Annotated in this window: 23 protein-coding genes; 14 read left to right on the top strand and 9 right to left on the bottom strand. The window is 64.4% G+C overall.

Translation table 11 applies throughout. The annotated features are described in order from the left end of the window. Positions 1-6 precede the first annotated feature (6 nt). Positions 7-1,851 carry a CocE/NonD family hydrolase gene (locus ACFWYE_RS22565; RefSeq protein WP_379114429.1) on the bottom strand — a complete coding sequence of 615 codons (1,845 nt, stop codon included), beginning with the start codon at positions 1,849-1,851 and terminating at the stop codon, positions 7-9. A 172-nt stretch (positions 1,852-2,023) separates the two neighbouring features. Beyond that, positions 2,024-2,914: a LysR family transcriptional regulator gene (locus ACFWYE_RS22560; protein WP_379114427.1), complete on the bottom strand. Its 891-nt coding sequence runs from the start codon at positions 2,912-2,914 to the stop codon at positions 2,024-2,026. Positions 2,915-3,060: 146 nt separating this feature from the next. Here ACFWYE_RS22560 and ACFWYE_RS22555 point away from each other — a divergent pair, with 146 nt between their 5' ends. Continuing rightward, positions 3,061-4,506, top strand: coding sequence for an MFS transporter (locus tag ACFWYE_RS22555; protein ID WP_379114425.1), 1,446 nt, complete (start codon positions 3,061-3,063; stop codon positions 4,504-4,506). 70 nt (positions 4,507-4,576) lie between these two features. On the opposite strand, the gene ACFWYE_RS22550 is transcribed toward ACFWYE_RS22555, so the two are convergent. After that, complete coding sequence (locus tag ACFWYE_RS22550) at positions 4,577-5,107, bottom strand: GcrA family cell cycle regulator (protein WP_379114424.1); 531 nt, start codon at positions 5,105-5,107, stop codon at positions 4,577-4,579. Positions 5,108-5,476: 369 nt separating this feature from the next. Here ACFWYE_RS22550 and ACFWYE_RS22545 point away from each other — a divergent pair, with 369 nt between their 5' ends. The 3 genes from ACFWYE_RS22545 to ACFWYE_RS22535 all read left to right on the top strand — a co-directional run bounded on the left by ACFWYE_RS22545 (position 5,477) and on the right by ACFWYE_RS22535 (position 8,830). Continuing rightward, positions 5,477-6,673 (top strand): aspartate aminotransferase family protein, encoded by a 1,197-nt coding sequence (locus tag ACFWYE_RS22545; protein WP_379114422.1) that lies wholly within the window; start codon positions 5,477-5,479, stop codon positions 6,671-6,673. Positions 6,674-6,685: 12 nt separating this feature from the next. Further along, positions 6,686-7,597, top strand: coding sequence for an ornithine carbamoyltransferase (gene argF / locus ACFWYE_RS22540; RefSeq protein ID WP_379073180.1), 912 nt, complete (start codon positions 6,686-6,688; stop codon positions 7,595-7,597). A gap of 216 nt (positions 7,598-7,813) precedes the next feature. Further along, on the top strand, positions 7,814-8,830 hold the full coding sequence (locus ACFWYE_RS22535; RefSeq protein WP_379063115.1) for an Hsp33 family molecular chaperone: 1,017 nt from the start codon (positions 7,814-7,816) through the stop codon (positions 8,828-8,830). 97 nt (positions 8,831-8,927) lie between these two features. Here ACFWYE_RS22535 and ACFWYE_RS22530 read toward each other — a convergent pair whose 3' ends face one another. The 3 genes from ACFWYE_RS22530 to ACFWYE_RS22520 form a co-directional block, all read right to left on the bottom strand. Beyond that, entirely contained in the window at positions 8,928-9,317 is a 390-nt protein-coding gene (locus ACFWYE_RS22530) for an RcnB family protein (protein ID WP_379114420.1), read from the bottom strand. Between the two features lie 187 nt (positions 9,318-9,504). Next, entirely contained in the window at positions 9,505-11,499 is a 1,995-nt protein-coding gene (locus tag ACFWYE_RS22525; protein WP_379114418.1) for a CocE/NonD family hydrolase, read from the bottom strand. A gap of 142 nt (positions 11,500-11,641) precedes the next feature. Further along, entirely contained in the window at positions 11,642-13,204 is a 1,563-nt protein-coding gene (locus ACFWYE_RS22520) for an ABC transporter substrate-binding protein (RefSeq protein ID WP_379114417.1), read from the bottom strand. Between the two features lie 159 nt (positions 13,205-13,363). On the opposite strand from ACFWYE_RS22520, the gene ACFWYE_RS22515 reads away from it, so the two are divergent. After that, the gene (locus tag ACFWYE_RS22515) at positions 13,364-14,158 is read left to right on the top strand and encodes a helix-turn-helix domain-containing protein (RefSeq protein WP_379114415.1); all 795 of its coding nucleotides are present in this window, start codon (positions 13,364-13,366) and stop codon (positions 14,156-14,158) included. 208 nt (positions 14,159-14,366) lie between these two features. Beyond that, complete coding sequence (locus ACFWYE_RS22510) at positions 14,367-14,780, top strand: hypothetical protein (RefSeq protein WP_379063107.1); 414 nt, start codon at positions 14,367-14,369, stop codon at positions 14,778-14,780. Positions 14,781-14,837: 57 nt separating this feature from the next. Here ACFWYE_RS22510 and ACFWYE_RS22505 read toward each other — a convergent pair whose 3' ends face one another. Then, positions 14,838-15,494: a TrmH family RNA methyltransferase gene (locus tag ACFWYE_RS22505; protein WP_379114413.1), complete on the bottom strand. Its 657-nt coding sequence runs from the start codon at positions 15,492-15,494 to the stop codon at positions 14,838-14,840. 283 nt (positions 15,495-15,777) lie between these two features. Here ACFWYE_RS22505 and ACFWYE_RS22500 point away from each other — a divergent pair, with 283 nt between their 5' ends. From ACFWYE_RS22500 to ACFWYE_RS22470, 7 genes are read left to right on the top strand one after another with little or no spacing between them, the layout of a single operon-like run. Next, a complete protein-coding gene (locus ACFWYE_RS22500) occupies positions 15,778-16,794 on the top strand; it encodes an ABC transporter substrate-binding protein (protein WP_379114411.1) in 1,017 nt (338 codons plus the stop codon). Between the two features lie 3 nt (positions 16,795-16,797). Continuing rightward, positions 16,798-17,580 (top strand): ABC transporter ATP-binding protein, encoded by a 783-nt coding sequence (locus ACFWYE_RS22495; RefSeq protein ID WP_379063101.1) that lies wholly within the window; start codon positions 16,798-16,800, stop codon positions 17,578-17,580. Next, a complete protein-coding gene (locus ACFWYE_RS22490; RefSeq protein ID WP_379114409.1) occupies positions 17,577-18,326 on the top strand; it encodes an ABC transporter permease in 750 nt (249 codons plus the stop codon). The genes ACFWYE_RS22495 and ACFWYE_RS22490 overlap by 4 nt, the downstream gene beginning before the upstream one ends. 22 nt (positions 18,327-18,348) lie before the next feature. Next, positions 18,349-19,179 carry a nucleoside phosphorylase gene (locus tag ACFWYE_RS22485; RefSeq protein ID WP_379114408.1) on the top strand — a complete coding sequence of 277 codons (831 nt, stop codon included), beginning with the start codon at positions 18,349-18,351 and terminating at the stop codon, positions 19,177-19,179. Positions 19,180-19,235: 56 nt separating this feature from the next. Further along, positions 19,236-20,270: a s-methyl-5-thioribose-1-phosphate isomerase gene (locus ACFWYE_RS22480; protein ID WP_379114406.1), complete on the top strand. Its 1,035-nt coding sequence runs from the start codon at positions 19,236-19,238 to the stop codon at positions 20,268-20,270. Then, complete coding sequence (locus ACFWYE_RS22475; protein ID WP_379114404.1) at positions 20,267-21,778, top strand: amidohydrolase family protein; 1,512 nt, start codon at positions 20,267-20,269, stop codon at positions 21,776-21,778. Before ACFWYE_RS22480 ends, ACFWYE_RS22475 begins: the two co-directional genes overlap by 4 nt. 28 nt (positions 21,779-21,806) lie before the next feature. After that, a complete protein-coding gene (locus ACFWYE_RS22470; protein WP_379114402.1) occupies positions 21,807-22,439 on the top strand; it encodes a class II aldolase/adducin family protein in 633 nt (210 codons plus the stop codon). Positions 22,440-22,441: 2 nt separating this feature from the next. On the opposite strand, the gene ACFWYE_RS22465 is transcribed toward ACFWYE_RS22470, so the two are convergent. After that, positions 22,442-23,926 (bottom strand): PLP-dependent aminotransferase family protein, encoded by a 1,485-nt coding sequence (locus tag ACFWYE_RS22465; protein ID WP_379114401.1) that lies wholly within the window; start codon positions 23,924-23,926, stop codon positions 22,442-22,444. A gap of 124 nt (positions 23,927-24,050) precedes the next feature. Here ACFWYE_RS22465 and lhgO point away from each other — a divergent pair, with 124 nt between their 5' ends. Continuing rightward, on the top strand, positions 24,051-25,253 hold the full coding sequence (lhgO, locus tag ACFWYE_RS22460; protein ID WP_379114568.1) for an L-2-hydroxyglutarate oxidase: 1,203 nt from the start codon (positions 24,051-24,053) through the stop codon (positions 25,251-25,253). Positions 25,254-25,275: 22 nt separating this feature from the next. Here the strand turns inward: lhgO and ACFWYE_RS22455 are convergent, their stop codons facing one another. Beyond that, positions 25,276-25,695 carry a cupin domain-containing protein gene (locus tag ACFWYE_RS22455; protein ID WP_379114399.1) on the bottom strand — a complete coding sequence of 140 codons (420 nt, stop codon included), beginning with the start codon at positions 25,693-25,695 and terminating at the stop codon, positions 25,276-25,278. Positions 25,696-25,735: the final 40 nt, after the last annotated feature.

Genomic DNA, 25,735 nt, shown 5'->3' with positions numbered 1-25,735 from the left:
AACGCCTTACTGCGCCGCGGTGATCGGTTTCGGCATGACGGAGAGCAGCAGCCGCGACGGATTGGCGGCGTCGTGCAGGACGCGCTGCTCGGCCACCACGGGAGTTCCTGTACCGTCGAGCGTTCCGTTGTTCAGGTTGCGGTCGTAATGCGGGAAATTGGAGCTGGAGATTTCGAGCGCGATGCGATGGCCGCGCTGGAACACCGCTGATGTCGGACCGAGGTCGATCGTGTATCGGGTGACCTTGCCGGGTTCGAGCGGCGTACGGCGCTCGAGCGAGTCGCGCATGCTGGCGCGGATGATGCCATTGGCCAGGTTGTAAGCCTTGCCGTCGGGATGGATATCGACAAGCTTGGCGGTGAAATCCGTGTCGACGGCCGACGAGCTGGCATGGAGTTCGACACTGACCGGCCCCGTCACCTCCATGTCCTGCTCCAGCGGCGGCGTTGCGTAATAAAGCACGTCCGCACGGTCCTCGACGCTCGCCTGATCGGCAGGACCGATCGGCGCGCTGTCGGGCGAACAGCACGAATGTCCGCCAAGGCTCGGCACCGGATCGGCAGGGTCGTAGCGATATTGGTCGGCGGTCTGTTCTCCCTCGGGCTTGCCTGTCGTCAGGCTGCCATTGCCGAAGCGGGTGTTGGCCTGGCCCCGGCTGTGCAGGTAGAACGCAACGGTCTCGGCTTCCGCCGGCGGCCAGCTGTCCGCCTCGCGCCAGCGATTGGCGCCCATGACGAAGATGCGCACCGGCTTGTCGGCGTCGAGCCCGTTGGCCTCGCCCTTCAGCCAGTAATCGAACCAGCGCAGCAACAGCGCGTCGATCAGATTGGTCGCCTCGGCGCCGAAATCCAGCTCACCGACCTTCTGCAGCCAGGGCATGTGGCTCCATGGCCCGATGATCAGGCGTTGTCCCGAACGCGCCGTGTCCGAGCCGCCTTGTTCCCGCATGCCGGCGTAGTTCTCGACGCCGCCGCGCAGGAAGACGTCGTACCAGCCGGCGAGGTTGAGGGCGGGAACGGTGACCTGGTGATGGCGCGCGCGGATGCTCCAGGGCTTCCAGTAGGCGTCCCATGTGTTGTGGGCGATCCAGTCGCCGTAATAGGGCGCGATCTCGGCTTCGTATTTCGATGCTGGCAGCAGCCGTGAGAGGGGCGACTGGGCGTAGACCGACGCAAGCCTGCCAGCGGCAGCCTGGATGTCGTTCAGCGCCTGCTGGTTGCCCAGCCGCCGCGATGCCGACAGCGCCACCGAAGAGAGCGGCCATGACTGCACGAAAGCCTGCGACAGCGCCCCGCCTTCATAGGTCCAGCCGTTGAAATAGTCGGATCCGGTCTGCGCCGGGGCGATGGCCACCAGATGCGGCGGCCGTTCGGCGGCGGCGAGCCATTGCGTCGCGCCGACATAGGAGAAGCCATACATGCCGACCTTGCCGCTCGAACCCGGCAGCGCAGCGGCCCATTCGACGCTGTCATAGCCGTCGGCGCCTTCGTTGCGGAACGGATAGAACGTGCCTTCGGACTTGTACTGGCCGCGCACGTCCTGGATGGCGACTATGTAGCAGTGCGAGGCAAAGATTTCCGGCCGGGCATAGACGAAGGCCTGCGCATCGCTCTTGTTGTAGGGCAGCCGCATCAGCAGCACGGGATAGGTACCGGGCTCCGTCGGGCGATAGACATCGGCGAGCAAGGTCGTGCCGTCACGCATCCTGGCTGGCACGTCATGATCGACAGCCACGCTGCAGCTTTGCTCGGCCGACCATGCCGGCGTTGCCGTCATGGTCATCGCGGCTGCCAGCGTCGTGGCTGTAGGAATGAGACTGCGGGCAAGCAGCGATGGGTTCGGCTGGCGCATTTCAGGATCCTGGCGAAAGGGACAAACAGGATCATGGTGCCGATGACAGCTCGCAGCCGTCTACCCGTCAGCATCGCAGAGGGGGCATACGAAACCGTATGGCTTCGCGAGGCAGGCAGGGCGCCCTATGTCTCCCCCTTGCGGGGAGAAAGGCACACGCCCGCGCCAGTTCTCAACCTGGAACCAGCACCGACGAAAGCTGCTTGAATTCCCGTGCCGCGAAGTCGAGCAGAGCACGGACACGAGGGTTGTCGCGCATGTCGGCGTGAACGCCCATCTGCACGCTCTGTACCGGTTCGGGCTGGCCAGTCTCGATTCGGATCAGCTCTTCCTTCTGGTCGGCGACGTAGCGCGGCAGCACGCCCATCGCGATGCCGGCCTCCACTGTCGCGATATGCGACTGCACGGAATTCGTCCGCATCAGCACATGGGCGTTGGGCGCCAGTGCGGCCAGCCAGTCCCGGTAGCAGACATGCCCGGCCGCCTGGTGCAGCATGACGATCGCGTGGTCTCGACAGCCCGCCTCGATATCGGGAAGCCCCATGCGTTCGAGATAGGCGCGGGACGCGTAGAGGCCGTAGGCGACATCCGCCACCTTGCGCACCACCAGGTCCTCCTGCTCGAACTTGCCGAAGCGAAAGGCGATGTCGGCTTCATGGCGCGACAGGTTGAAGACGCGGGTGTCGTTGAGCAGCTCGATCGACACCAGCGGGTGCAGGGCAGCGAAACGGGCGACGATGGGCGCGGTCAGGAAGTCTGCAAGCCAGTCGAGGCTGGTCACCACGATCGAACCTTCCAGCCCGGTGTTGCGCGAGGCGATGCGCCGCTCGATGGAAAGCGCCCCTTCTTCCATCATCGACAGGCTGTCGAAAAGTGCCGCGCCCAGTGTGGTGGGCCTGAGGCCCTCCAGGCTGCGGTCGAAGAGGTTGACGCCGATCTTCCGCTCGAAACTTTCCAGCCTGCGGCCGACGGTGGGCTGGCTGACACCCAGCGCGCGCGCGGCCGCGGTCAGCGAGCCATGCCGGGCGATGGCGAGCGCCAGTTTCAGGTCATCCCAATCCATGTGATCTCCGTGAGGCAGCGAAGGCGGCATACAGAATTGTAGGGAGGCGCTGCGAAATTGTTAGGTGTGAAGCTCCCGATACGAGGGGTAACGGTCGGCAAAACGCGCCTCTTCACGCTGCGCGGCTCACTTTCATGGAGCATGCAATGTCGACCGATACCCACAAAGAGACGGCCGAGCCGGAAAAGCGCAACCTGGCTGCGGTCATGGCGCTGCTCGCCTTCGCCCATCTGATCATCTCGATCGACTATACGATCGTGTTCGTGGCGCTTCCCGAGATCGGCGGCAGCCTCGGCTTCTCGGCGCAGTCGCAGCAATGGATCATCAGCGCTTTCGTCGTTCCCTACGGCGGGCTGCTGATGCTCGGCGGGCGCGCAAGCGACCTCCTGGGACGGCGGCGCATGTTCATCCTCGGCCTTCTGCTGTTCGCTGTGGCCTCGCTCGCCGGTGGCCTTGCCGGCAATTCTGCCATCCTGATCGCCGCCCGCGCGGTCCAGGGCATCGGCGGCGCCTTCCTGTTCCCGGCCACGCTGTCGCTGATCAACACGCTGTTCCATGAGGGGCCGCAGCGCAATCGCGCCATCGCCATATGGGCAGGCGTCGGCGGCAGCGGCATGGCGCTGGGTGCCTTGCTCGGCGGTGTGCTCACCGAAACCTGGGGCTGGCGGGCGGTGTTCTTCGTCGTTGTCCCACTGTCGCTGATCGGCATTGTCCTCGCCCTGATGCTGATCCATCCGGACAGGCATTCGGCGCAGGCACGGCATTTCGACCTGCCGGGCGCAACGACCGCGACGGCCGCGATAACGCTGCTGGTTTTCGGGCTGGTCCAGGGGCCGGAAGCAGGCTGGAGTTCGGCGGTGATCCTTGCAAGCCTGGCCGCGGCAGCCATCCTGCTCGTCATCTTCGTGGCGGTCGAATACCGCAGCCGCGATCCGCTGCTGCCGCTGCATCTGCTCAGGAACCGCAACCTGACGACGGGCATCGCCACCATCCTGCTCTATACGATCACCTTCGGCTCGGTGCTCTACTTCCTGACCATCCATTTCCAGGTGGTGCTGCAATACAGCGCGCTGCAGACCGGGCTGGCCTATCTCGTGCCCTATGGCGGGATCTTCGTCGGCTCGTCGATCGGCGGCACGCTGGCTTCGCGGCTTGGCGTGCGCGTGGCGCTGATCGGCAGCCTCGTCGTAGGGCTGGGCGGGACGCTGATGTACAGCGCCGTGCTCTCGTCGCACAGCACGTTCCCGGCCCTGTTGCCTGCACTGGTGATCCTCAGTCTCGGCATGGGCGCGACATTCACCATCATGTTCGCCGCTGTGGCGACGGATGTGCTGCAGCGCGAACAGGGCATCGCCTCGGGGCTGGCTTCCACCGCCCAGCAGATCGGTTATGCGCTCGGCCTTGCCATGCTGGTGCCAGTCGCCAACGCGCCTGCCGGCGACCTGACCGGCGATCTGCGTCTTGCGGCAACAGCCGATGGCCTGCGCAGCGTCATTCTCCTGATCTGCGTCGGCATCGTCCTGATGATCGCCGTTGCCTTGAACTTTCGCCACCACAGGGCACGACGGGAGAGTAGGGCAGTACGGGAATAGGGCAGCAGGGTAATGAAAAAGGGCAGCGGCGTGCTCGCCTGCTGCCCTGATTTATCCCGGTTCTTTACCTTCAACGCAGCCGGCGGCGTTCCGAGGCCGGCTGGAAGGCGATGCGGGAGTGATAGGCGCAGTATGGACCGCTTTCGCCGGCGTCGTTGCCGCAGAAGTGGAATTCTTCCGTCAGCGGGTCGCCGTTCGGCCACTTGCAGGTGCGCTCGGTCAGCTCGGTGAGCTGCAGGCGCCGCGAGATCGGCACCACCACGTTTTCGACCGGGCGCAGATACTGGCGAGCTACCGGCTCGGCGTCGAACTGCACCTGCAGCGCGGTCGCGCCGATCGAAGCGGTGACATGGCGATGGGAGGTGCTGGCAGCCGTGCGTGTCGTCGACTTGGTCGACGAAGCGCCGCTGGCGGCCGGTGCCTTCTTCTGCCGCGCCGGTGCGGCCGTAGTGCGGCCGCGACCGGACAGCTTCAGCCGGTGTACCTTGCCAATGACCGCATTGCGGCTGACCCCGCCGAGCTGGGCCGCGATCTGGCTTGCGCTCAGACCCTCCGACCACAGTTTCCTCAAGAGTTCTACTCGCTCGTCAGTCCAGTTCATAAGACCGCGCTCCTTTGAACCGTCCGGTGTTTTCAGAATCCAAAATCGTTCCGGCTCGCGCCGGGCGGGCACCACATATCTGGGGTGATTGGATCCGCCGTACGAAATCTAGCTATTTCTCATTCACAATTACCGATGCGCTGACTCGGTGACAAGAGTCCCAACTGCAACACGAATCGGATTTCGCAGTTTTCCCCAACTTGGCTGCGCCAGCGATTTTCGACATTCAAATTCCGCCAGCTGAAACAGGTTGGTCCAGGCGGTGCTGTAAAAGAGCTTTTCGTTGACTTCATGGCCGAAAAACACGATAAGCTGCCAATAGCCGCCGCTTGGGCGGCTTTTATTTTTTCAGTACCGGAGCAGCATATAATGAGCGGTTCGGCGCTTTACGAGACCTTTGCCCGTGCACCCCTGGCTTTCGAGCGAGGAGAGGGTTCCTGGCTGGTGACGGAAAAGGGCGACCGATACCTCGATTTTGCCGCCGGCATTGCTGTCAATTCGCTGGGACATGGCCACCCGCACCTGGTTGCGGCGCTGAAGGACCAGGCCGACAAGCTCTGGCACGTCTCCAACCTCTATGAGATTCCGGGACAGCGCCGCCTCGGCGAGCGGCTGGTCGAGGCGACATTCGCCGACAAGGTGTTCTTCACCAATTCGGGCGCCGAGGCGCTGGAGTGCGCGATCAAGACGGCGCGCCGCTACCAGTTCGTCACCGGTCATCCCGAGCGCTTCCGCGTCATCACCTTCGAGGGCGCCTTCCACGGCCGCACCCTGGCGACGATCGCCGCCGGCGGCCAGTACAAATATCTGGAAGGCTTCGGCCCCAAGGTCGACGGTTTCGACCAGGTGCCGTTCGACGACATCGAAGCCGCCGAAAAGGCGATCACGCCGGAGACCGCCGCGATCCTGCTGGAACCGCTGCAGGGCGAGGGTGGTATCCGTTCCTTCCCGCTGCAGTCGCTGAAGCGGCTGCGCCAGCTGTGCGACAAGCATGGCCTGCTTTTGATCTTCGACGAAGTCCAGTGTGGCATCGGCCGCACCGGCAAGCTGTTCGCGCATGAATGGTCCGGCGTGACGCCAGACCTGATGGCGATCGCCAAGGGCATCGGCGGCGGCTTCCCGATGGGCGCGTGCCTGGCCACCGACGAAGCCGCGCGCGGCATGACCGCCGGCGTGCATGGCACCACCTTCGGCGGCAATCCGCTCGCCATGGCCGTTGGCAACGCCGTTCTCGACGTCGTGCTGGAAGAGGGTTTCCTCGAAGACATCAACCGCAAGGCGCTGCTGTTCAAGCAGGGACTTGCAGCGGTTGCCGACGAATTCCCCGATGTCATCGAAGGCATTCGCGGCGACGGGCTGATGCTCGGCCTCAAATGCGTCATGCCCAACGGCACCGTGAACGGCGCGTTGCGCGATCAGCACCTGCTGGCGGTTCCGGCCGGCGACAACGTCATCCGCCTGCTGCCGCCGCTCACCGTCACCGAAGACGACATCCGCGATGGCCTGAAGCGTATCCGCGGTGCCGCCAAGGGCCTGTCGGAAGCCGTTGCGGCTGCGGCGAAGTAATCGGACGACATGATGAGCGTTCGTCACTTCACCGATCTATCCGCCGTTTCCGAAACCGACCTGCGCGCCATTCTGGATGACGCGGCCGCGCGCAAGGCCCGCCTCAAGGCCGGCGAGCGCTCGAAGCCGCTCGACGGCAAGGTGCTGGCGATGATCTTCGACAAGCCGTCGACGCGCACCCGCATCTCCTTCGATGTCGGCATGCGCCAGCTCGGCGGCGAGACGATCATGCTGACCGGTACCGAGATGCAGCTCGGCCGTTCGGAATCCATCGCCGACACCGCCAAGGTGCTGTCGCGGTATGTCGACGCGATCATGATCCGCACCACCGCGCACAACCGGCTGCTCGAACTGACCGAGAACGCCACGGTCCCGGTCATCAACGGCCTGACCGATGACACCCATCCCTGCCAGCTGATGGCCGACATCATGACCTACGAGGAACATCGTGGGCCGGTGGCCGGAAAGACCTTCGCCTGGACCGGTGACGGCAACAATGTTCTGCATTCGCTTGTCGAGGCTTCTGCTCGCTTCGCGTTCAACCTGAATGTCGCCGTGCCGGAAGGCAGCGAGCCGGAGCAGAAATTCGTCGACTGGGCCAAGGGCAACGGCGGCAAGATCCGCTTCACCCGCTCGGCCGAGGAAGCGGTCGACCAGGTCGACTGCATCGTCACCGACACCTGGGTCTCGATGGGCCAGGAGCACCGTGCGCGTGGCCACAACGTGTTCGTGCCCTATCAGGTCAATGCCGCGCTGATGGCCAAGGCCAAGCCCGATGCCCTGTTCATGCACTGCCTGCCGGCGCATCGCGGCGAGGAAGTGACCGACGAGGTGATCGACGGTCCGCATTCCGTGGTGTTCGACGAGGCCGAGAACCGGCTGCATGCGCAGAAGGCAGTGCTGGCCTGGTGTCTCGGCGCCTGATATCGGCAGGCCCCGCAAAAGTGTCCCGCGGTTTTGCGATCAGGGCCTGCGACTTGATACCAGCAGGCCCCGCAAAAGTGTCCCGCGGTTTTGCGGCAAGGGCCTGCGACTTGATACAGCACCGTGTGATGCCTATCTCCCGGGCATCACGCAAATCATTGGCGTTTGAAGGCATGCTCCCAAAAGGGCGGTTGTGCCGCGCCGGGAGACTTTGTCATGTTGGAAACGACTGTTTTGACTGAACACGGAATGACGGAAACGGCCCCCAAACTCGGCGACTTCGGCCATGCCGGCGACGACCATGTCGTGCCGTTCGAGGTCGGCCCGCTCGACGTGCGCGGCCGCGCCGTCCAGCTCGGGCCAATGCTCGACGCCATCCTGTCGCGCCATGACTATCCGGAGCCGGTTGCCCGGCTGCTGGCGGAAGCCTGTGTCGTCACCGTGCTGCTCGGCACCTCGCTGAAGTTCGAAGGCAAGTTCATCCTGCAGACCCGCACCGACGGGCCGGTGGATATGCTGGTCGCCGACTTCTCGACGCCCAACGCGCTGCGCGCCTATGCCCGTTTCGATGCCGACAAGCTGGCGGCGGCGATCGCCGCAGGCGACGTGTCGGCCGAGACCTTGCTGGGTTCCGGCGTGCTGGCGCTCACCATCGACCAGGGCGCCTACACGCAGCGCTACCAGGGCATCGTCCAGCTCGACAACACCTCGCTGGAAGAGGCCGCGCGCACTTATTTCAGGCAGTCGGAGCAGATCCCGACCGACCTCAGGCTTGCCGTGGCCCAGCTGGTGCTGCCGGGCGGGCGCAAGCAGTGGCGCGCCGGCGGTGTGCTTGCGCAGTTCCTGCCCGAAGCGCCGGAGCGCATGCGCGTACCCGATCTTCCGGGCGGCGACGGCGATGCGGCGGAAGCGGTGCTCGATCCGGCCGACAATTCATGGCAGGAATTGCTGGCACTGCTGGCCACCGTCGAACCGGCTGAACTGATCGACCCGACGGTTGGAACCGAACGGCTGCTCTACCGCCTGTTCCACGAGCATGGCGTGCGCGTGTTCGACGAGGTCCATGTCGCCGACCAGTGCTCCTGCTCGTCCGACAAGATCCGCGGCATTCTTGAAGGCTTCACCGCGCAGGAGATCAAGGACAGCACGGAAGAGGGCCACATCAGCGTCGAATGTGAGTTCTGCTCGACGCGCTACGACTTCGACCCGGCCGACTTTGCCGCCGTCGAATAACGACGATGGCTTCGCTGTCGAAGCTGGCGCAGACTGACGGAGACAGAAAAAGGCGACCCGCGAGGGTCGCCTTTTTTGCCGAGAGGCAATGCTGCGCCTATCGTGCGGCGATCACACTCGCGATCACGCCGGTGGCGATGCCGACCAGCAGATAATCGTTGCCGGCGCGAACCCAATGCTGTCCGGGTCCGGGACGGCGCAGACCATAACGGCTGTAGTCCTTCATGCCCTTGGCACTGCGCCAGCTGTCGTAACGCTGGCCATTTTTCCAGCGCTTCTTGACCACCACCTGCTTGGTGACGACCTTTTTCTTGACGATGACGCGTTCGTCGACGACGCGGCGGTCCTTCCGAACCGGTTCCCGGTACTGCGCCGAGATCAGGTTCGAGTCAGGAACGCCAGGAACGGCGATCGGCGCGGCAAAGCCTGGCAGGCTCGATACGGCGAGCATCGAAATCGCCATGCCGGAGAGAATGAGACGTTTCATCTGTGTGGCTCCTGATGTGTTCACACAAGGAGGATTAGGTCTCGAAACATGAACCAAAACTGAATGGCAACATTACAATTATGTAACAAATTCAGTGGCTTATATTATGGGTTTCGAATGGATCGAGGTTATCCGGCCCGGCGGCTTTCCGTACCGACCGGAGACAGCACGGAAAGCCGGGCATCCTTTACATATGATCGCGCGGGATGCGCACGCTGCGGTCGCGCTCGAACACGATGGTCCCGTCATGCATGGCCTGCATGTGTTCGGAGGTGATCCACTCCGTTTCGGTGCAGGAGAGTTTGATGACGCTGCGGGTCCGGGTTTCCCAGCCCTCACGGGCAACAAGGCTGTGCGAGATGATTTCGGCCGTCATCGACAGCGGGTCTCCCGGCACGATCGACCACACCTGTTCGGTGGTGTCGCGCGCGCTCAGGCCATTGCCGGGATGGCGGTTGAGGCCGGTGTCCTCGCTGACCCTGTAGCGGGTGACGCCGTTCAGCATGTCGCGCTCGACGACGCGACCTGCCGAACCTTGCTCGAGCGTCTCGTAACGCGGCAGCGGATCGGGATTGGCCGGCTCCGGCACGTCGATAAGACGATGTTGGCCAAGCAGCGGCAGGCTGAATTCGATGGACGAAAGGTCGATGTCCAGCGTCGCGTCATACGGTGGCGGCAGGATCATCGGCCAATAGGCGCTCGACAGCGACAGCCGGATGCGGTGTCCCGGCCCGAAGCGGTAGCCGCACGCGTCGAGCACCAGCATCACCTCGACCGTCCTGCCGGGTTCCAGCGCTCTCGGTTCGGCGTTGCCATCGCGATGCGCGAGGTTGAGCACGCCGAATGAGACGCGGGTGGCCGTGCCGTCGGCATGCACATCCACCAGCCGCGCCGCCAGATTGGCCAGCGGCGCGTCGCTGGAAAGCCTGAGCTTCAGCACGGGCTGGCCGAGGATGACGCATTCGTCGGTCAACATCACGGTCTCGAACGTCAGCGAACCGGCATCGTCGAGACGCTGGTCGCCGGCCATTTCCGTATCCGGCTTCAGCGTGAAGAATTCGCCGGCGGCCGTTCCGGTATCCAGCGGCGAGTTGAGCTGGGCGTTGCCGCCGGCCCGCTCTGCCGGATCATGTTCCAGCCGCCCGCCGGAGCCGATTGCCAGCGTCACGGTTTCGGGTTCGCGCCACGTATCCTTGGCCACCCAGTAGCCGGGATCGGCCTCGCGCCAGCGCGCCGGGCGCGGACCGTCGAGGATATAGGCACGCACCTGCGGCACGGCATCGGTGCCGTTGTTTTCGTCGCACAGCCAGCGGCGCCACCAGGCGATCGCTTCGGCATGGAAATCGGCACGCGGCTTCGGATAGGCGAAATGCGGATATTTATGCACCCACGGGCCGACCAGCGCCCTGGCCTTGCCCGGCATGCCGGCCACCGCCTTCAGCGGCGTGTTGCGGTAGCCGTCGCCCCAGCCGGAAATAACCAGCGCCGGAACCGGGAAGCCGTCGAAATCCTCGCCGATCGAGCCGTGTTTCCAGAAGTCGTCTCGGCGCTGGTGCGACAGCCATTCCTCCATGAAGAAGGGCTCCTGTTCCAATCGTTCCAGCCACATGGCACGCCAGCGCTCGCCGACGATCTCCGGGTCAGGCGAGCGCGACAGGTAGGCGCTCATCGTCGCTGCCCAGGAAAGCTGCGCCGACAGGTGCGTGCCGTTCTTGTAGTGGATGTCGTCATTGTAGCGATCGACCGTGGAGGCGATGGAGATCACCGCCTTCAGGGCCGGCGGCTTCAGCGCCGCCACCTGCAGGCAGTTGAAGCCGCCCCAGGAGATGCCCATCATGCCGACGCTGCCGTTCGACCAGCGCTGTGCGGTGATCCACTCGATCACCTCGATGGCGTCGGAAAGCTCGCGCGGGGTGTATTCGCCATCGATGACGCCGTCGGATTCGCCGCTGCCGCGGATATCGACGCGCACGCCGGCAATGCCGGCGGCGGCGAACACAGGATAGGTGGATTCGTCACGCGGCGCGGTGCCGTTGCGCTTGCGGTAGGGCAGGAACTCCAGGACCGCGGGGACCGGTGCTTGCCCCGCGTCATCCGGCATCCAGATGCGCGCAGCGAGCCGCGTGCCGTCCTTGAGCACGATCCACTCGTTCTCGATGACATGAAAGTTCGTATTCGACATGAAACCAACCATGAAAGTACCGGCGGCGCGGTACGCGCCGCCATTGTTTGAAGGAAGATTGCGGCGCGGTACGCGCCGCCATTGTTTGAAGGAAGATTGGGGCGGTACGTGCCGCCCCTGTTACTGCGCGGGAAGTCCTGTCTCAGGCCTGGAGCCAGACCCGGCTGGCGATGCGACCGTTGGATAGGTCGTTGCCGATGTCGTCGACGAAGCCCTTCAGCTTCTTCGACGAGGCGTTCAGGTAGTCGTTGAACACCGGCAGGATCAGTCCGCCCTCGTCGTGCACGGTCACCGCCATCTGGCGGTAGAGGGCGCGGCGTTTGTTCTCGTCGAGTTCGCCGCGGGCCTCGGCGACCAGTCTGTCGAAATCCGGACGCTTGAAACGCGTGTCGTTCCATTCTGCGTTCGACACATAGGAGGTCGAGTAGCGCGCATCCTGCGTCGGGCGGCCGCCCCAGTAGGAAGCGCAGAACGGCTTCTTGTTCCACACCTCGGTCCAGTAGCCGTCGCTCGGCTCACGCTGCACGTCGAGCTTGATGCCGGCCTTGGCCGCACTGATCTGGAAAAGCTGCGCCGCATCGACCGCGCCGGGGAAGGCGGCATCGGAGGTACGCAGCAGGATCGGTCCGTCATGTCCGGACTTCTTGTAGTGGAACGCCGCCTTGTCGGGATCGTATGGGCGCTGTTCGATGTCGGTCGGCGCCAGCGCGTAGCTGGCATTGATCGGGTAGTCGTTGCCGATGGTGCCGAAGCCGCCCACCACCTGCTTGAGGATCGCCTCGCGGTCGATCGCCAGCTTCAGCGCCATGCGCAGGTCGTTGTTGTCGAAGGGAGCCGTGTCGCAATGCATCAGGAAGGCGTAGAAGCCCTTGCTGGGCGTGCGCAGGATCTCGACCTCGGGCAGCCGCTTCAGCAGCGGCACGACCTTCGGCTGCACGACATTGATGAAATCGACCTGGCCTGAGCGCAGCGCGTTGATGCGCGCGGTCAGGTCGTTCATGACCGTGATCTCGACGGCGTCGACATAGCCGCGGTCCTGGCGCCAGTCGTCCTTGTTTCGCTCGAAGGCAGCACGCACGCCCGGCTCGAACTTGACCAGCTTGTAAGGCCCGGTGCCGATCGCCGCGGCGGGGTTCTCGTTGCCGCCGCCCGGCTGGATCTGCAGGTGATAGTCGGTCAGCACCAGCGGCAGGTCGGCATTGCCTTCCTTCAGCGTGATGACCAGGTCGCCGGCCTTGTCCTCGATTTTTTCGATGCCGGTCAAAAGGCCGAGCGCGCCCGATTGCGACTTGGCGCCGGCATGGCGCTGCAGCGTGGCGACCGCGTCGGCGACCGTCATCGGCTTGCCGTCGTGGAAGCGCACGTCCTTGCGGATCTTGAAGGTCCACACCTTGGCATCCGGCGAAGGTGACCAGGATTCGGCCAGTGACGGCACCGCGATGCCGGTCTTGGGATCGGACTCGACCAGCGTATCGCCCCAGCAATGCGCGATCACGAACAGCACGCTTGCCGATGCCAGCGCCGGGTCGAGCGCGTCGGCGGAAGCGCCGCCCTCGAGGCCCATCCGCAAGGTGCCGCCGCGCACCGGTTCCTCGGCCATAGCCGGCAGGGAAAAGGTTCCGGCAGCGGCCGACAGGCCAAGAAGCGTGCCGCCTTGCAGGAATGTACGACGCGAGAGGTTCAACGTGTTGCCCAGCTTGATCATTGTGTCCCCATTATTGGAGCAGCCGGAAATGGCGCTCGGGACCGATAATGATCCGGGCCCGCGCCTGCGCAATTTCGCGCGTTGACGCGGCTTTAAGCGAGTTTACACTGGCATTGCTTTCGTTCCCCCAGCAGGCCTCCATTTCCGCAAGACACACCGATGCACGACGCCCCGGTCAATTTTCTCGCCAACCTCAAATTTGCCTGCAGCACCCGGCGATCGATTTCCGACCTGTGCCGGGTCGTCGGCGTCAATAGGCAGCAGTTCAATCGCTATCTCAACGCCGGGACCTTGCCTTCCGCGCACAATCGTCTGCGGATTGCCGGCGCCTTCGGTCTCGATCCGGCCGATTTCAACCTGCCTCCGCATGCCTTCCAGCGGAAGCTGACGGAGAAAAGTCGCCCGGCCATGGATGCCGGACCGCTGGACGACGCTTTTCCGGGCGACCTGCGCGCGCTGCGGCCGCATCTCGGCTTCTACCAGACCTGGCACGTATCACTTTCCTGGCCAGGCCAGGTCGTCTGTTCCTGCGCCCACATGCGCGAGAAGGATGGCCAGGTCGTCGTCACGACACTGGAGCGCATCTTCGATCCCGAACGCGGCATCTCCCAGCGCTCGCGCTATGTCGGCCTCGCCGCCTACCAGCGCCAGCGCATCTTCCTGACCGAATTGACCCGTGGCGAGGCGCCGACCTTCGGCCAGACGATCCTGATGCCGTTCGAACTGCACCAGCGCCGCTATCTTCGCGGCCTGACGATGGGCATATCCTGGCGCAACAACAACATGCCTTACGCAACCCGCACCATCTGGCGCCATCTCGGCCTCACCGCCAACAAACGCGGTCTGCTTTCCGCCTGCGGCGTCTACGCACCGGCTTCCGCCAGCCTGCCATCTGCGGTTGCGTCTTTCCTTGCCGACGTCCTGCCCTTTACGGTCGCGACCGCCGCATTGTGAGACAGTTCACGGCGCGAGACGGTGCTGTGTCACGGGCCGCTGAACTGGCTCGACTAGTACATTCTCGCGCTGGCATGTTGCCGGCTAGGCGACTATTGCTGGGAGCTGCCAGGAAACGAGGCCTGGTACCCGCAAGCAGCTCCGGCAGTGCTTCCGCGTCCGGAATTGCTTACAAACAAGCAGAACAATTTTCAGGCACAGGTTTTTCATGATCAGCAAGATTTTGGTCGCCGCGGCGGCTTCCCTCCTGGCGGTCTCTGCGGCGAACGCCCAGGCCTGCAAGAAGAATTTCTCGGTCGTCGGCGTGCCGTCGGTCACGGCCGTCAGCTACAAGAGCTTTGGTGTCCTGAAGCTAGACGCCAAAAAGGCGTTGGACAACGCCCATCGCGTCATGCTCGCCGAGGGGTTCGAAAACATCAAGGTCGACAAGGCGATGGGTTCGCTGACCGCCAAGCAGGAAACCTCCGGCTCCGGCCGCGAGCAGACGCTGCGTGTCGTCTTACGCAAGTCCGGCAAGGGCAGCCGCATCGATGTGGTGTTCATGGTGCAGGCCGGCCAGATCGCGCCCGAAGATGCCACGCGCGACGCCATCTGCCGCGTCATCGAGGGTGCAGCCGGCTAGAACCGGCCGGATTTCTGTCTTCCCGACACCCCGGAGGCTTGAGGCTTCCGGGGATTTTTAGTTTGTGGCCTCGGTTTCGGGAGAGATCACGGTCGGCAAGGGAGTGGAACGCTCGCCCCTTTGATTGCGCCACCTGTACTTGCTTTGATACTCGCGTCTCTGCTTTGCGACCTCATACAGGACGATGCCTGAACTCGTGCCGAGGTTGAGGCTTTCGATCATGCCAAACATCGGGATGCTGACGCACATCGCGCTTCTCTGGACGGCAAGGTCACTGATACCGATCGCTTCGCTGCCGAACCAGACCGCCAGTTTGGTGTGAGCGGTGTAGTCGCCTTCGTGAAGGAAAATACTGGCCTTGCCCTTCACATGGGGTGAGGTGACGATCGACGTGAATCCCTTTTTATCGAGATGGTCGAAGCATTCGTCGGTGCTGTCGAAGCGCCTCACGAATGTCCATTTCACTGCGGAGACGGATGTTTTCGAAACCGATTTCCGATCGCGCAAATCCTGCCAGTCGTCAGGCAGGGATCGGCGAGGATCGACAACATAGACCTTCTCGACACCCAGGGCGTTCACATTCCTGATCACTGTCCCGATGTTCTTCACATCCGTCGGGTTCTCAAGCACGGCGATCAGGTTTTTGCAGCGAAACGGTTTGATTTCGTCGGCGCGTTTACGGACCGATTTCTTCGATTCAGTTTTTTCTTCCATGGCGCGTCTCGGATGTTGCAGGCGCGATCAATGCCGGTTTTCCCAGATCGACGCAATCCGCTGACAACTGATCTTCGCGCAACCCAGCTGTGTGTCGCGGCGAAGTCGAGGAGTGTCAGAGAACTTCCTTTCCATTCGCGCTCCGGCAGATACGCGACAGCGTGCGCCGGCTTGTTCCAAAGTGGTTCCTTCTATTCACATAACTGGTTCTTACCGGTGACAGGGAGTGCGGTTACGACTGGCGAACAAGAACAAACAATCACCTTGAAAAGGGAACGGGATGATGGGGGGAATAAACAGGCGCACCTTGCTGAAAGGCAGCATTGCCGCCGGTCTGGGCGGGGCGATGGTGTCCTTCGGACCGGCCTTCGCCGACGATGGCGTCGAGGTGCGGATCCAGTTCGACTGGCTGATCGGCAACGGCCAGCTCGGCGATATCGTCGCCCAGCAGAAGGGCTTCTTCAAGGAAGAGGGACTGACTGCCGTGTTCGGACCCGGCGGGCCGAACGCGCAGACCGTGCCGCCGGTGCTGGCGGGGCAGGCGGCCGCCGGCCAGTTCTCTTCCACTGCGCAGCTGCTGACCGCCTATGAGGCGGGTCGTCCCCTGCTTCTGTTCGCAAGCGGGTTCCGCCGCTCGCCCTATGCCTATATCTCGCTGCCCGGCAAGCCGATCCGCACGCCGCAGGATCTCGTCGGCAAGACGGTCGCGATCAACCCGAACGGTCGCTATCTGCTCGACCTGATCATGGCCAAGAGCGGCCTCGATGTCTCCACGGTCAAGGTCGTCACCATGGGCGCCGACATGACGCCGCTGCTGACCGGCCAGGTCGATGCCGTCACCGGCTTCCTCACCAACACCAAGGCGCTCTCGGTGCTTGGTCCGGACTTCGTCGCTCTCGTGGCGTCAGACATCATCCCAAATTACGCCAATTCCTATTTCACCAGCGCCGAAACCTTCGACGGCCAGAAGCAGAACCTCGCCAGATATGTCCGCGCCGTTTCGCGCGGCTGGGGCTGGGCTTACGAGAACCGCCGGGCCGCCGTCGACATCATGTGCGATGCCTATCCCGCGCTCGACCGCGAAATCGAATACAAGACCGTGGACACGATCATGGCGCTCTCCTTCGATCAGGAGACCCGGGAACACGGCTGGGGCTGGCACGACGCCACAAAGATCGAGACGCAGATTGCGCTGTTCAAGCAGGCGGGCCGTTTCGCCGGGGCGGCGCCGGTGGTCGAGAAATGTGTATCCTGGCAGGTGCTCGACGCCACCGCGGACGTCCGTCCGAAACTGGGATAAGCGATGTCTGGAGAAATCGCCATCGAGGTCAGCGACCTCACAATGTCATTCGGCCAGCTTACTGCCTACCGCAGCCTTGACCTCCGGGTTTCGAAAGGCCGGTTCGTGGTGCTGATCGGCCCTTCCGGCTGCGGCAAGTCCACCTTGCTGCGCAACATCGCCGACCTCCTGCAGAGCACCGGCGGCACGATCCGGGTGTTTGGCGACCGCCCGCAGGAGGTGCGCCGCCAGCGCCGCATCTCCTTCGTGTTCCAGGAGGCAACGCTGCTGCCCTGGCGCACGGCTCTGGAGAATGTCGAGATGCCGCTGCAGGTCGGCGGCTGGTCGGCACAGAGGCGGTCGCATCGCGATCCGCGCGAACTGCTGGAACTCGTCGGCCTGAAGGGACGCGAGGACGCCCAGCCCTGGCAATTGTCGGGCGGGCAGCGCCAGCGCGTGGCGATCGCGCGGGCCCTGGTGACGAAGCCGGATATCCTCCTGATGGACGAACCGTTCGGCGCGCTCGACGAAATCACCCGCGACGGCCTGAACGACGAACTCCTGCGCATCTGGCGCGAGACAGGCACAACGATCGTCTTCGTCACGCATGGGCTGTCGGAGGCAGCATTCCTCGGCCAGACGGTCGTGGTGATGGGCGCGCATCCCGGGCGGATCGTCGAGACGATCGAACTCGACGAGCACAAACCCGGCAATGGCATCGATCGCTCCTCGCCTGCTTTCTTCGACATCACATCGCGCCTGCGCGGCGTAATGGAGACGGCGCACGGGCCACGGGGGCACGCATGAGACCCTCGCTGTCATGGGCCTGGCCGGTGATCGGCCTGCTTTCGCTGATTGCGCTGTGGCAGTCGGTCATCACCGGCTTCCAGGTGCGTCCCTTCATTGCGCCAGACCCGCTCACCGTGGTCCACGCGCTGTGGGACAACCGGCGGCTGCTTTGGCAAAACATCCAGCCGACGGCGGTGGAAGCCATTGCCGGTTTCTTCGTCGGCAACGGCATCGGCTTCCTGCTGGCGACGATCTTCGTGCACAGCCGGCGCCTGCGGGCCATCTATTTCCCGGTCGTCGTGCTGTTCAACACCATACCGATCATCGCGCTGTCGCCGGTGCTGATCCTCGTCTTCGGCCTGTCGATGTCGTCGAAGATCGCGATCGCCGCCATCATCTGCATGTTCCCGACGCTGGTGAACACCTTGCGCGGCCTGGAAGCGGTGTCGCATTCGGAGATGGAACTGATGAAGATCATGTCGGCCAGCCCGGTCGAGGTGTTCTTCCGCCTGCGTCTGCCGCGTTCGCTGCCCTTCGTGTTCACGGCCCTGAAGATCGCCGCCACCAGCAGCGTCATCGGCGCCATCGTCAGCGAATGGGTCGGTGCGGAGTCCGGCATCGGCATGCTGATCATCCAGTCGACCTTCGATTACCGCACTCCGCTGCTCTACGCCTCGATCATGATGTCGTCGGCGCTGGCGCTGGCGATGTTCGGGGCCGTGGTGCTGGCAGAGAAATATTTCGTCAAATGGCGGACCGCCTGATCGCGCGGCCAGGGAAACCAAGATGACCAGTCAATCCACCGAAACCGCGACAGCAAATACCGGCGACCGCCGTCGCATCAATGCGCTCGCCGCGCTCAACCTGCCCCGTTACGTGCTGTTGCCGGGCGATCCCGAGCGCGTCGACTTCATGGCAAGCCAGTGGGACGCGGCCGAGGTGATCGCCTTGCCACGCGGTTATCGGGCGGCTGCCGGCACCTACAAGGGCGTACGCATCGGCGCTGTCTCGACCATGATGGGCGCGCCGTCGCTCGACATCGTGCTTGCCGACCTGGTCAAGCTCGGCACCGATACCTTCATCCGTGTCGGCACCTGCGGCACGCTGAGAGAGGATATCGAGCCCGGGTCGCTGATCATCAACGATGCATCGGTGCGCCTCGACGGCACCAGCCACTTCTATGTCCGCAATGAGTTCCCTGCCGTCGCTTCGCACGAAGTCACCTTCGCGCTGGTCGATGCTGCTGCCACGAATGGCTTCAGCCATCGCGTCGGCACCGGCGCCACGACAGGCTCCTTCATCGCCGGCCAGGGCCGGCCGGGTTTCAACGGTTATGTCGCGCCCGAGGGCGAGCGTATCCTGGAGGAGATGAAGCGGGCAGGTGTCCTCAATTTCGAGATGGAGACGGCGGCGCTCCTGACGCTGGCGCGGATCTACGGCCTGCGCGCCGGCGCGATCTGCTCGGTCATCGCCAACCGCATCACCGGCGTCTGGGACGAGAGCGGCGGCGTGGCGCGTGCCTGCCTGACCGGCGCGGAAGCCATCAGGCGGCTGGCGGAGTGGGATCAAAAAGCCAGGGAGGCCGGGCGAACGGCGTTCACGGCAGCGGACGTCTAGACGAAGCCCGGCGCTGCCGGGGTTCTGCCAAGAACATTTCTGACATGGAGACGGTGATGGACACGTCTATCGCTATGCCGACCCTTATTGCCAAGAGCGTCCTGCTCGAGCCCGACCGTGTGCGCATCCTCGACCGGCGGGTCTTCCCGTTCCAGACCCGCTTCGTCGACTGCGAGACCCTGGAAGAGGTGGCGATGGCCATCGAGCAGATGGTGACCCAGAGCAGCGGCCCCTTCTTCGCCGCCAGCGCCGGCTTCGTGCTTGCCGCCAGGAAGGCGAGTTCGCTTCTGCCCGCGGCGCGCCGACAGGCGCTCGCCGATGCCGCCGCCCGACTGTTGCGGACACGACCGACCAACAACAACATCCGTGATGTCATCGGCCTGCTGCAGGCCGAGGCCGAGGCCTGGATGGATAGCGCCGACATGGCCGAGCGCATCGAAGCCGCCACCCGCCAGGCATGGGACCGGCAGGCGGAACTCAGCCGCAAGCTCGGTGCCAGCGCCGCCAGCCTGATCGAGGACGGCGACACCATCCTCACCCACTGCTGGGCCGAGTCGGGGCTGATCCATGCGCTCGGCAGCGCCATCAAGGCCGGGAAGTCGGTGAAGGTGATCTGCACCGAGACCAGACCCTATCTGCAGGGCGCACGGCTGACGGCACACAGCGTGGCCGAGATGGGCATCGAGACGACGGTGATCACCGATGGCATGGCGGCCCATGCCATGGACCGTGGCCTGGTCAGCCGGTTGATGACCGCAGCCGACCGCGTCACCCTGTCCGGCCATGTCATCAACAAGGTCGGCACGCTGCAACTGGCCATCGCCGCGCATCATTTCGGCATACCGTTCATCGCCATGGTCCGCTTTCCCGATGCCAAGGCGCCGAGCCCGGAAGACGTCAGGATGGAGGAGCGCGACGGCGACGAGTCGCTCTATTGCCTCGGCATGCGGACCGCTTCCTATCTGGCCGGGGGATGGTATCCGGCCTTCGATGTCACGCCACCGCGTCTGGTCTCGGCTGTCGCGACCTCGATCGGTGTCTTCGCGCCGGCCATGATCCTGCGGGCATTTGCAAAGCAGCCGCTGTCATGAGCGGCGACAGGTCGACCTGCTTCATCGGCGCGACCATCTGGCCGGGTGGTGATGCCGGGTTCATGCCAGGTGGCCTGCTGGTCAGGGGGACGCGCATCGTCTCCGTCCTCACCCCGGCCGGAGCGGCCTCGGCCGCACTCGGCGCCGACGAGGTCATCGACGCGGCCGGCATGATCCTGATGCCCCCTTTGGCCGACTGCCACGTCCATTCCTCCTCGACGCTCTTCAGGGGGACCGAGAATTCCCTGCCGCTCGAGCTCTGGTCGTTCCACGCCATCAACCACGGTCGCGGTTTCACCGACGAGGCGGCGCGCCTCAGCGTGCAGCTGACGGCGGTCGAACTGATCCGCAACGGCATCGGCAGCTATGTCGACCATTTCCCGCAGGCGGGCCGGGCGGCGATCGGCCTCGAAGCCCATCTCGAATCCGGCCTCAGGGTTGCTTTCGCCCCGTTCTTCGCCGACCTGCGCGACGAGGAGCTGCTGGGCATCCCGCTCGACACGGAGCTCGCGGCGCGCCTGCTGCCGCTGGCGCCGCGCCGCGCCGAAGAGATCGAAGCGCTCTATCGCGGGCTCGCGGTCCGGCTGCGGCAGCAAGGGCACGGCCGCGTCGAACTGATGTGCGGCCCCAACGCGCCGCAGCGCTGCTCGGACGATTTCTGGAAACTGTGGCAGCGGCTGCAGGACAGCCTCGGCCTCGGCAGCCACACGCATCTCCTGGAGACGTTCCCGCAGAGACAGCTCGCCGACGCCCGCTGGCGTGGCGGTCTCGTCAGGGCACTGGATGCCGCCGGCCTGCTGCACGACCGGCTGTCGGTGGCTCACGGCGTCTGGCTGACGCGCGAAGAGAAGGAACTGCTCGCCCGGCGCGGGGTGACCCTTTCCTTCAACCCGATCAGCAACGCCATGCTGGGCTCCGGGCGCAAGACCATTCGCGAAGACCTCGAACTCGGTCTCGAGGTCGCCCTCGGCACCGATTGTTCCAATGCCGGCGGCCGCCATGACCTGTTCGAGGTGATGCGGCATATGCTGGTTTCCGGACGCGATCCCGGCAGCGACTTCCGGCACTGGCCGAAACCCGGCCAGGTTCTCTACGCCGCCACCACGGCAGGCGCCGGGGTGTTCCGCAACCAGGCCGTCCGCGGCCGACTCGAAACAGGCGCCGTCGCCGATGTGCTGATACTCGATCCGCGTGCGCCGGGACTGGCGGTGGCTCCGGTCAGCTCGGGCTCCATCGTCGCGCATGCCGATGCGCGCTGCGTGCATTCCCTGATGGTGGACGGCAACTGGCTGCTGCGCAACGGCGCCGTCACCGTGCTCGACGAGGCCGCGCTGATTGACAGGGCCGCGGTCGTGGCCGCCGACCTGCGGGCACTCGCCGCGGAAACCGGGCCAGCGATTGATGGGCTGCGGGCCGGCTATGCGGACTGGCAGGGCTCGGCCTTCCAGGGTGCGACCTGTTCCTGCTGTGCTGCGCGGCTCTCCTCGCGATCAATGACCCTGGCCTGACGGCCCACCAACGCCCGGAAAGATCACCATGTCCGTCGAAGCAGACAAACGCGCTGAACTGTCCCATCTCTATCGCGAGCTGGACCGCGCCGGACTGATCTTCCTGGCGGCAGGCAACATCAGCGTGCGCCATGAGCACGGCATGCTGATCTCGCCGGCGGGTGCTTCCGCGGAGACGATCGGGCCGGAAAGCTTCGTCCGCACGGATATGGATGGACGATGCGCGGAAGGGCAGAGGCCATCGAGCGAATGGTCGATGCACGCCGCGATCTACCGTGCCTTTCCGCGAGCAGAAGCCGTGGTCCACACCCATTCCGACCATTGCGTCGCCATGGCCTGCACCAACCAGGCGCTGCCGCCGTTCCACTATATGCTCGCGGCCTTCGGCGGCGGCGACGTGCGCTGCACCACCTATGAGACCTATGGATCGGTGGAACTCGGCCAATCCGCCGTTGCCGCGCTCGAAGGGCGCACCGCCTGCCTGCTCGGCAATCACGGCATGATCGCTTATGGCACCTCGCTGCGGAAGGCGTTCAATGCCGCATACCGCCTCGAAATCCTCTGCCGCCAGTATATCCAGGCACGGCAGGCTGGCCCCGTCACGCTCCTGAACGACGACCAGATCGCGATCGCGGTGGAGCGTTACCGGAACTACGGGTAACTTCAAGCCGCCGCTCGGATTGCCGCATCGATGCGTCTGACACCTTTTCGGATCTGGCTCTCATGGATCTGCGAGACGGCGATGCGCATGTAGTTGCGCGGGGCGTCGCCGGTGAAGAAGCGACTGCCCGGATCGATGAGAACGCCCTCGTTTTCCAGCAGGGCGCTCAGCGCTGTCGTGTCCACGGACGCCGGCACTTCGACCCAGAAGGTTGAGGCGCCCTCGCTGCCGATGATGCGGGCCGGTGTCTTCAGCTCGCCGAGTGCCGCGCTCAGCACCTCGCGCCGCCGCTGCAGGATGCCCGAAACCTTGCGCAGATAGGAGTGGTAGTAGCCACGGTCGATGAACATGGCCAGCGTGCGCTGGATGTTGCCGGGCGGATGACGGTGGATCAGGCGCCGGATGGCGCGCAAGGCCTCGATCACCGGCGGCGAGGCGACGACGAAACCGGTGCGCAATCCGGGCGCCACCGCCTTCGAAAGGCTGCCGATGTGGATCACCCGGCCTTCGCGATCCAGGCTCTTCAGCGACGGTGTCGTGCGCCCGTGGCTCAGCACTTCGGTGTCGTAGGTATCCTCGACCACGATGGTGTCACGGCGGTGCGCGATGTCGAGCAGGGCAAGCCGGCGCTCCACGGGCATCACCGCCGTTGTCGGGCATTGGTGGCCCGGCGTGATGAAGATCACGTCGCATTGCCGCAGCTCCACCGAAAGTGCCGCGCCATTCTGGTCGACCGGCAGGTGCACCCGCTTTGCCGCGGTCGAGCGGATGAGTTGTTCCATGTCGGGCAGTCCGGGCCGCTCCAGCCCGACTGTTACGCCCGGCTGGCCGAGCAGCCGCGCCACGAGATAGCGCCCTTCCTGCCCGCCAAGGGTGATCAGGATCTCGTTGGCTTCCGCCCAGATGCCATGGTTGGGCAGCACATGGCGGCGCAGGCTTTCGATGAGGCCGGCATCGTCCATGTCGACCATGTCGCGGCCCCAGTCGGCGATCTGGGTCAGGCCGAGCGCGCTGCGCTCGCATTGCCGCCAGTGGCTGGTCGGGAAGGTGCTGGGGTCGAACTGGCCGTAGCGGAAATTGTAGGAAGGCGAGGCCGGAGGTTGCGCACGGGGCAAGGGGCGTTCGAGGCCAAGGCGCCGGTACCAGTCGTAGCCCGCTTCCTTGGGTCCGCTCCGTCTTTCCGTCGCTCCCGTCTCGAAGCCGAACTGCGCGACGAAGACGCCGGAACGGTCCTTCACGACGAGATAGCCCTGTTCGACGAGGGAGTTGATGGCGGCGATCGCCGTGTTGCGGCCGATGCCGAGCGCTGCCGCCATGACACGTGTCGATGGAACCCGCACGCCCGCCGGGATCTGCCGGCTGACGATCGCGTCGACGAAGCTCTCGATAACCTGCATGGTGATGGCGCCTCGCGACGGATCGGGCCTGGCCAGGAGATGCTCCCAGACCATGTTCGCGTCGCTCTGGCCTCTCGCCCTGGTCTTCATGCCCACCCGTCACATCGGTTCTGCTGGTTCCCCGGTGGGGAAAAACTGGACCTTACCATCGTTCCTTCCCTGCGTAATGCTCCGTTGCGGGCCTCGACGGCCTCAAGCCAACGGAACGAGCGTGATCTTCGATTTCTGCATCATCGGCGCCGGCATCGTCGGTCTTTCGACAGCCATGCAATTGCAGCAGCGGTTCGAGCACGCCTCGATTGTCGTGCTGGAAAAAGAGGACGAGCCCGCCCGGCACCAGACCGGCCGCAACAGCGGCGTCATCCATGCCGGGGTCTATTATGCTCCAGGTTCGCTGAAGGCGCGGTTCTGTCGGGAAGGCAGCGCGCGGACCATGGCCTTCTGCCGCGAGAATTCCATTCCCTATGAGCAGTGCGGGAAGCTTATCGTCGCGACTTCCAGCGCTGAGCTCGCCCGGCTCGGCGATCTTGAAACGCGCGCCCGCGCCAATGGCCTCGAGCCTGTGCGGCTGGATGCCACGCAACTGGCCGAGCGGGAACCCGACATAAGCGGATTGGGTGCGCTGCTGTTCCGCGAGACCGGCATCGTCGACTATGGCGCGGTCTGTCGCGGCATGGCTGGCCGGTTCACCGCCGCAGGTGGGGAGATCCGCTTCGCCACCGTCTGTCGAGGCTTCAAGGAGCATTCCGGCGAGGTCGAGATCAACACCGATGGCGGCACCTTGCTTGCGCGCTCCGTGATCACCTGCGCGGGCGTCCAGTCCGACCGCATGGCCCGACTGGCTGGCCTCGACATCGATTTCCGCATCGTGCCGTTCCGCGGCGATTACTTCCGGCTGCGCTCCGAACGCAATGCCATCATCCGCCACCTCATCTATCCCGTTCCCGATCCGGCATTGCCTTTTCTCGGCGTGCACCTGACCAGGATGATCGGAGGTTTCGTTACCGTCGGGCCCAATGCCGCCCTGTCATTCGCCCGCGAGGGCTATGGCCGCCTCAGCCTGAACGTCGCGGATTCGATCGACCTGGCTGCGTTCCCCGGCTTCTGGCGTGCGATCTGGAACAACCGGACATCCGCCGTTGACGAACTCTACAGCGCTCTTTCCCGCCGTCGCTACCTCGCGCTCTGCCAGAAATACTGCCCCTCGCTCACGCTTGAGGATCTCGAACCGCATCCGAGCGGCATCCGTGCCCAGGCCGTGAAGGCCGACGGCACCCTGATCCATGATTTCCTCATCGTGCAGACCGCGAGGACAACCCACGTCTGCAACGCTCCTTCGCCGGCTGCGACCGCTGCCCTGCCGATCGGTGCGTATATCGTCGATACCGTCGCGGGGAAACTGGCGCATTCGCGGTGACGCCGCCGACGATGCCGGGTGATCAGGCGGAGTGGTTCCGTTCGGAAGCGACTGTTTCCGGGCCTTCGACGTTGACGACGGTCTCGCCTTCGCCAACACGCACGAAGACGTAGTGAACGTCGTTGCCTCCCTCGATGATCTGGCAGCGATGGATCGCCCGGCGCGGGAAAAAGGCGTAATCGCCCTTGCCGATCTCGAAAGACTCCCTGCCATTCATGCCGAAATCCACCCGGATGCGACCTGACAGCATGTACATCACGCTGTCGAATTCTTCGTGGTGATGCCACTGGCTGGGCGCATCGAGTGCCGTGACATGGCATTGGCCGACCCAGAGATTGCCGGCCTCGAGCGCTTTTTTCCTGTTCTGGCCCGGCGTGATCGGACCATCGACCAGCTGGCTCGCCTTGACATATCCGATCCTCTGGAAGAGCCCCGTGCTCATGGTCGTTCCCTCCTGTATGGGAAAATACGCTTCTTGAAAG

The sequence above is a fragment of the Mesorhizobium sp. NPDC059025 genome, from assembly GCF_042739655.1.
Taxonomy (GTDB): domain Bacteria; phylum Pseudomonadota; class Alphaproteobacteria; order Rhizobiales; family Rhizobiaceae; genus Mesorhizobium.
This window is presented reverse-complemented; position numbering and strand designations above follow the sequence as displayed.

Bases quoted from the DNA above. Each gene is read 5' to 3' on its own strand.
- ACFWYE_RS22555 (WP_379114425.1), top strand. From the start codon at position 3,061: ATGTCGACCGATACCCACAAAGAGACGGCCGAGCCGGAAAAGCGCAAC.
- ACFWYE_RS22480 (WP_379114406.1), top strand. From the start codon at position 19,236: ATGGACACGTCTATCGCTATGCCGACCCTTATTGCCAAGAGCGTCCTG.
- argF (WP_379073180.1), top strand. From the start codon at position 6,686: ATGAGCGTTCGTCACTTCACCGATCTATCCGCCGTTTCCGAAACCGAC.
- ACFWYE_RS22525 (WP_379114418.1), bottom strand. From the start codon at position 11,499: ATGTCGAATACGAACTTTCATGTCATCGAGAACGAGTGGATCGTGCTC.
- ACFWYE_RS22465 (WP_379114401.1), bottom strand. From the start codon at position 23,926: ATGAAGACCAGGGCGAGAGGCCAGAGCGACGCGAACATGGTCTGGGAG.
- ACFWYE_RS22545 (WP_379114422.1), top strand. From the start codon at position 5,477: ATGAGCGGTTCGGCGCTTTACGAGACCTTTGCCCGTGCACCCCTGGCT.
- ACFWYE_RS22500 (WP_379114411.1), top strand. From the start codon at position 15,778: ATGGGGGGAATAAACAGGCGCACCTTGCTGAAAGGCAGCATTGCCGCC.
- ACFWYE_RS22485 (WP_379114408.1), top strand. From the start codon at position 18,349: ATGACCAGTCAATCCACCGAAACCGCGACAGCAAATACCGGCGACCGC.
- ACFWYE_RS22560 (WP_379114427.1), bottom strand. From the start codon at position 2,914: ATGGATTGGGATGACCTGAAACTGGCGCTCGCCATCGCCCGGCATGGC.
- ACFWYE_RS22455 (WP_379114399.1), bottom strand. From the start codon at position 25,695: ATGAGCACGGGGCTCTTCCAGAGGATCGGATATGTCAAGGCGAGCCAG.
- ACFWYE_RS22520 (WP_379114417.1), bottom strand. From the start codon at position 13,204: ATGATCAAGCTGGGCAACACGTTGAACCTCTCGCGTCGTACATTCCTG.
- ACFWYE_RS22515 (WP_379114415.1), top strand. From the start codon at position 13,364: ATGCACGACGCCCCGGTCAATTTTCTCGCCAACCTCAAATTTGCCTGC.
- ACFWYE_RS22550 (WP_379114424.1), bottom strand. From the start codon at position 5,107: ATGAACTGGACTGACGAGCGAGTAGAACTCTTGAGGAAACTGTGGTCG.
- ACFWYE_RS22490 (WP_379114409.1), top strand. From the start codon at position 17,577: ATGAGACCCTCGCTGTCATGGGCCTGGCCGGTGATCGGCCTGCTTTCG.
- ACFWYE_RS22475 (WP_379114404.1), top strand. From the start codon at position 20,267: ATGAGCGGCGACAGGTCGACCTGCTTCATCGGCGCGACCATCTGGCCG.
- ACFWYE_RS22565 (WP_379114429.1), bottom strand. From the start codon at position 1,851: ATGCGCCAGCCGAACCCATCGCTGCTTGCCCGCAGTCTCATTCCTACA.
- ACFWYE_RS22530 (WP_379114420.1), bottom strand. From the start codon at position 9,317: ATGAAACGTCTCATTCTCTCCGGCATGGCGATTTCGATGCTCGCCGTA.
- ACFWYE_RS22470 (WP_379114402.1), top strand. From the start codon at position 21,807: ATGTCCGTCGAAGCAGACAAACGCGCTGAACTGTCCCATCTCTATCGC.
- ACFWYE_RS22535 (WP_379063115.1), top strand. From the start codon at position 7,814: ATGTTGGAAACGACTGTTTTGACTGAACACGGAATGACGGAAACGGCC.
- ACFWYE_RS22495 (WP_379063101.1), top strand. From the start codon at position 16,798: ATGTCTGGAGAAATCGCCATCGAGGTCAGCGACCTCACAATGTCATTC.
- ACFWYE_RS22505 (WP_379114413.1), bottom strand. From the start codon at position 15,494: ATGGAAGAAAAAACTGAATCGAAGAAATCGGTCCGTAAACGCGCCGAC.
- ACFWYE_RS22510 (WP_379063107.1), top strand. From the start codon at position 14,367: ATGATCAGCAAGATTTTGGTCGCCGCGGCGGCTTCCCTCCTGGCGGTC.